Raw genomic sequence first — 4,728 nt, forward strand, 5'->3', positions numbered from 1 at the left:
CCTATGGGGTTGCCCTTGCCACGCTTACGGCACCGGAAGGTCCCTTCCCTGCGTTTTTGGAGGCCGTGAAAAAGGCGGCAGAAATGATCCGTTCAACCCGCCCGACTGCCATCAACCTTGGCTGGGGGATCAACCGGGTCCTTGCAGTGATAGTACCATGCAAGACCGCAGCAGAGGCACGAATTCTCGCACTCCGCGAGGCTGACGCCATCGCCCGCGAAGACACAGCCTGCTGCCATGCCATCGGGAAGAACGGCGCCGCCCTGTTTCCGGACCGGTGCACGGTACTCACCCACTGCAATGCCGGGGCGCTCGCCTGCTCATCGTGGGGCACAGCACTGGGCGTGATCCGCTCAGCAGTCGAGGCCGGAAAAGACGTGAAGGTGATTGCCTGCGAGACCCGGCCACTCCTGCAGGGGGCACGCCTCACGGCATGGGAGCTGGCCCGCGACGGGATCGACGTGACCGTCATCACGGATTCCATGGCCGCCCACTTCATGCGGTCCGGGGCGATCGATGCTGTCGTTGTCGGGGCTGACCGGATCACCCACGATGCGGTCTTCAACAAGATCGGCACGTATATGCACGCGGTCTGCGCCCGCCATCACGGGATCCCGTTCTATGTTGCCGCACCGCTCTCGACGTTCGATCCGGAGAAGAGCGAACACGATGTCGAGCTCGAGGAACGGGGCCGCGAGGAGGTCACGACCATGGGCAGCAGGGTCTACATCCCGGACGGCGCGAAGGTGAAAAATCCGGCTTTCGATGCAACGCCCATGGAGCTTGTCACCGCCATCATCACCGAGACCGGCGTGCTCCGGGATCCCATCGATACCCGGTCACACTTATCTCGTACCACATCCCATTAAATCACAACCGGAGTGCCCGATGGCATTTGTTGACCTCACCCCCTGGAACCACGTGATGCTCTTCATCGGCCAGGTCACGGTCATCGTCATCCTCTCGGCTATCCTTGTCTCCTTTATCCTTGTCGTCATCTCGATCTACTCGATCCGGCAGAAGAAACTCTACTTCCCCGAACTCATCAAGGCCGGGCTTGTCTTTCTCGAAGGCATGATGAAAGCCATGTTCCGCCTCCTCGGCCTCGAGGACCGAGAGATGCTCTCGTTCTTCATCAAGCTCCACAACACCATGAACGCCGCTGACTTTGCGGCCATTCCCGTTACCGAGCGGGCAATATTCATGCCCCAGTGCCTGCGCTCGTCCCGGTGCCCCGCCGATCTCACGCCGGAAGGGCTCAAATGCAAGATCTGCGGCCAGTGTACGGTGGGGGAGGCACAGAGCCTCCTGCAGCACCTCGGGTACCGGATTTTTATCGTGCCCGGCTCGTCCTTCATCAAGCGCATGGTGAAGAAGTATCGCCCGAAGGCGATCCTCGGGATCGGCTGCCTTGCCGAAGTGAAAGAGGGGATCGACATGGCCGACAAGATGGGGCTTGTGGTGATGGGGGTCGTGACCTTAAAAGAGGGATGTGTCGAGACCATCGTCAACTGGCCAGACGTGTACGAGGTGGCAATTCTCGGGATAGACCATGCGTTAATCCCCGAGAACCTTCATACTCTTGCCGATTAAATTCCCGCTTTTAATTTTGCCGTGGACAACGATCTCGTCCCCGCTTGTCACATCCCCGACCGTGATGCCGGGACGCAGGATGACCCTGCCGCCAGCCTGGACCGTGTGGACGACCGCATGATCAAGGATGACGACATCCCCCTGCGAGACGATCGGCCCCTTGACCCGGCACTGGCTGCCGATGACCGCACTCCCGCAGGCGATATCCAGCGCAACGCTCGACCGCGGGCCGAGCTCAAGGGTGCCGGTGACGTTGAGCCGCCCCCAGAAATGCGTGTGGGGCGGCACTACGAAGTCGCCGTCGATCCTGACGTTCCCTTCGAAATACGAGCCTTTCCCGGCAAAATAGGTTGTTCCTTTCCGGATCACCGTGGGCATTGTTCTCACTGTTACCTGTGGTGCCAGTGCGGGGATAAACTTGTTGCTCGAAACCTTCCGGCAGGGTACGAAGGGTACCAGGGACTACCCGAAGAAAAGGGCCGAAACCACGAAGACAAGGAGCGAGGCGAACATGCCGAACTTGAGCATCCCGGATGCCTTCGACTGCCGCACGCAGGCCGGTGTGTCGCAGGAAAGGGCCTTTATGGCTGCCCCGAGGAGGACGAGGTCAACAATCCCGATGAGGACAAGGTACGGGATGCCCCACCACAGGAAGGGAACAGTGCTCGCGATGGCAGAGAGCACGACAAAGACAACCGCAGCAAGGGCGGTCTTCTTCACGCCGATCCGGATCGGGAGCGTGACTGCCCCCCCGGTTTTGTCCCCCTCGACATCCTCCGCGTCCTTTAAGAGCTCTCTGGCCATCATGGCAAGGAAGGTCATCGCTGCAATGGGGAAAAGGTGGATGAGCCCATCCATTCCCGCGAATGCCCCGCCAAAGAGGAACATGCTCCCCGAGAGGTAGGCGACCGCGATGTTCCCGATGAGCGGCATGCTCTTGAGCCGGGCCGCGTAGAGGGCGAGGAGGAGGGAGTTGATGACGGCAAACGCGATGCAGATCCAGTTCGTGAAGAGGCAGACTGCGATCCCGGAAAAGAAGAGCGCGACCGCGTACCAGAGTGCGGCTTCTCGTGAGACCTGTCCCGAGGGAATAGGGCGGTCGGCCCGGTTGACCGCATCGATGTCTGCGTCGAAGTAATCGTTGATCACGTTGCCGGCCGCCGTGATGAGCGTGACCACGATGAGGAGGAGAAGAGCTGCCGGGATGATCGTGCCGGTTGCAATGAAATATGCCACAACAGCGGCGACACCGGCCATCACCGCATTGGCCGGGCGGATGATCGTAAAGAAACCGGCAGCGCTCATTGGATCATTCTCTGGTAGTCCCGGACTAAAAAATGCGCGAAAAGGATTGGTACGGGCGAGGGGGGATTTGAACCCCCGGCGTTCAGCTTAGGAGGCTGACGCTATGTCCGGGCTAAGCCACTCGCCCTGCCCATATCCATTGCGGGGGAATATGTATAAGTTTTGCGCGCTGCAACATCTTCGGCACATGGATCTGACGGAGGCAACAGAAGGGAAAACAACGATCCTGATCCCGGTACAGGATGACACCACCCAGTTCCCGCCCGGCTCCGCCCCGATCTTCTTCAACCGCCGGATGGAACTGAACCGGGATATCACCATCCTCCTCCTCCCCCTTCTCGAACCCGACGAATATCTCGATGCCATGGGGGCTACCGGCATCCGGGGCCTCCGGGTGGCAACCGAATGCGGAATTCCCGTTGCCATAGCGGATCGCGACCCGAAAGCAATCGAGCTGATTCGCGAAAATGTCCTCCACGCGGGGATGCAAATCGAGGTCATCGAGCGAGACATGAATGCCCTGCTCTCAGAACGGTCCTTCGATGCCGTGGACCTCGACCCGTTCGGCACCCCGGCCTGGGTGATCGATGCCGCGATCCGGGGCTGCCGGAGGTTCCTCTTCGTGACCGCAACGGATACCGCCCCGCTCTGCGGGGCCCACCTGACGGCCGGGATCCGAAGGTACGGGTCCGAGCCGATGAACACGGAATACCACAGCGAGGTCGGGCCCCGGATCCTGCTCGGGTTTGTCGTGCGGGAGACCGTGAAGTACGACCGGGGGATCGAGCCGCTCTTCTGCTATGCCCGCGAGCACTTCACAAGGCTCCACCTACGCATCCTCCGCGGCGCGAAGGCTGCCGATGAAACGCTCTCGCATATCGGCTTTCTCCACCAGTGCAAAAAATGCCCGTACCGCGAGGAGCAGCCGGGGCTCCACTCCGTGTCCCGCACCTGCCCTCACTGCGGGGAACCGCTCCACCCCATCGGGCCGCTCTGGCTCGGGAAGATCGCGAAGGAAGAGATCGTGTCCCGGCTCCTCGAGGCCGCCGTCACTGCGGACCTGGGAACAAAAAAGGACGTGCTAAAAGTCCTGCAGACCAGCCGGGATGAATTGCCGACCTCGAGCTTTTACGATTATCACGAGATTGCAAAACGGCTGCGCTGCTCCCCGCCGGATATCAACGTTGTGCTCCAAAGAATTTCCACTGCCGGTTACCCCGCCAGCCGGACGCACTTCTGCGGGTACGGGATCCGGACAACAGCGCCGCTCTCCGTGATCTATGATGCGGTGCGGGGCGACCGCACAACGGGAACGTTGTAAAAAAATTGCTCTGTAAGATCCCCGGCTTCTTGTTATGATCGCCCCCCCTCGCGCCAGCCCTGATTCGAAGAACCTTGCAGGTTCTTCTCGTGTCTCACCTCTAAAGAGGTTCAACACCCCCAGGGGGTGCTGAGGGTCATTAGACCCGAAGCAGGAGAAGAACGCGTTAGCGTTCTTCGACTCGGGGGCGCAGGCGATGCCTCTGTATTACCTGAAAGAGATACTCCAACAAAGAATTGTTATCAGCAAAAAAGAAATTGAAGCCGCCGCGGGGCGCCCTTCGGTGCATCGAATCCCAAAGGGATGAGATGAGAGAAGAGCGCAAAGCGATCTTCGACTTTAGCGGCCGTTCATCACAACCAGGGGTATGGGGGCATCAGCCCCCATCTTTTGATTAATGATTTCAACAGCGAAAAAACGTCAGTGCTCGACAATGATACTGAGCAGATCACTGTCCACGAGCTTGTGCGTAAGACCGACCCGCTGCCCGGGGTGCTGGACCGATTTCC

At 59.9% G+C, this 4,728-nt stretch carries 5 protein-coding genes and 1 tRNA gene; 3 read left to right on the forward strand and 3 right to left on the reverse strand.

Annotation, left to right across the window (positions count from 1 at the left end; genetic code table 11):
* Together mtnA and CW742_RS07460 are read left to right on the forward strand one after the other, a co-directional pair.
* Positions 1-869 (forward strand): S-methyl-5-thioribose-1-phosphate isomerase (gene mtnA / locus CW742_RS07455; protein WP_292418588.1); only part of this gene is annotated, 869 nt, incomplete at its 5' end.
* Between the two features lie 19 nt (positions 870-888).
* Positions 889-1,593 (forward strand): DUF116 domain-containing protein, encoded by a 705-nt coding sequence (locus CW742_RS07460; RefSeq protein WP_292418591.1) that lies wholly within the window; start codon positions 889-891, stop codon positions 1,591-1,593.
* Here the strand turns inward: CW742_RS07460 and CW742_RS07465 are convergent.
* The 3 genes from CW742_RS07465 to CW742_RS07475 all read right to left on the reverse strand — a co-directional run bounded on the left by CW742_RS07465 (position 1,558) and on the right by CW742_RS07475 (position 3,025).
* Positions 1,558-1,971, reverse strand: coding sequence for a polymer-forming cytoskeletal protein (locus CW742_RS07465; RefSeq protein WP_292418594.1), 414 nt, complete (start codon positions 1,969-1,971; stop codon positions 1,558-1,560). The two genes, CW742_RS07460 and CW742_RS07465, sit on opposite strands and share 36 nt — an antisense overlap.
* 84 nt (positions 1,972-2,055) lie before the next feature.
* On the reverse strand, positions 2,056-2,898 hold the full coding sequence (locus tag CW742_RS07470; RefSeq protein ID WP_292418597.1) for a geranylgeranylglycerol-phosphate geranylgeranyltransferase: 843 nt from the start codon (positions 2,896-2,898) through the stop codon (positions 2,056-2,058).
* A 52-nt stretch (positions 2,899-2,950) separates the two neighbouring features.
* Positions 2,951-3,025, reverse strand: a tRNA-Arg gene (locus CW742_RS07475).
* Between the two features lie 60 nt (positions 3,026-3,085).
* Here CW742_RS07475 and CW742_RS07480 point away from each other — a divergent pair.
* On the forward strand, positions 3,086-4,219 hold the full coding sequence (locus tag CW742_RS07480) for a tRNA (guanine(10)-N(2))-dimethyltransferase (RefSeq protein ID WP_292418600.1): 1,134 nt from the start codon (positions 3,086-3,088) through the stop codon (positions 4,217-4,219).
* Positions 4,220-4,728 lie beyond the last annotated feature (509 nt).

The sequence above is a fragment of the Methanoregula sp. genome, from assembly GCF_002835825.1.
Lineage (GTDB): Archaea > Halobacteriota > Methanomicrobia > Methanomicrobiales > Methanospirillaceae > Methanoregula.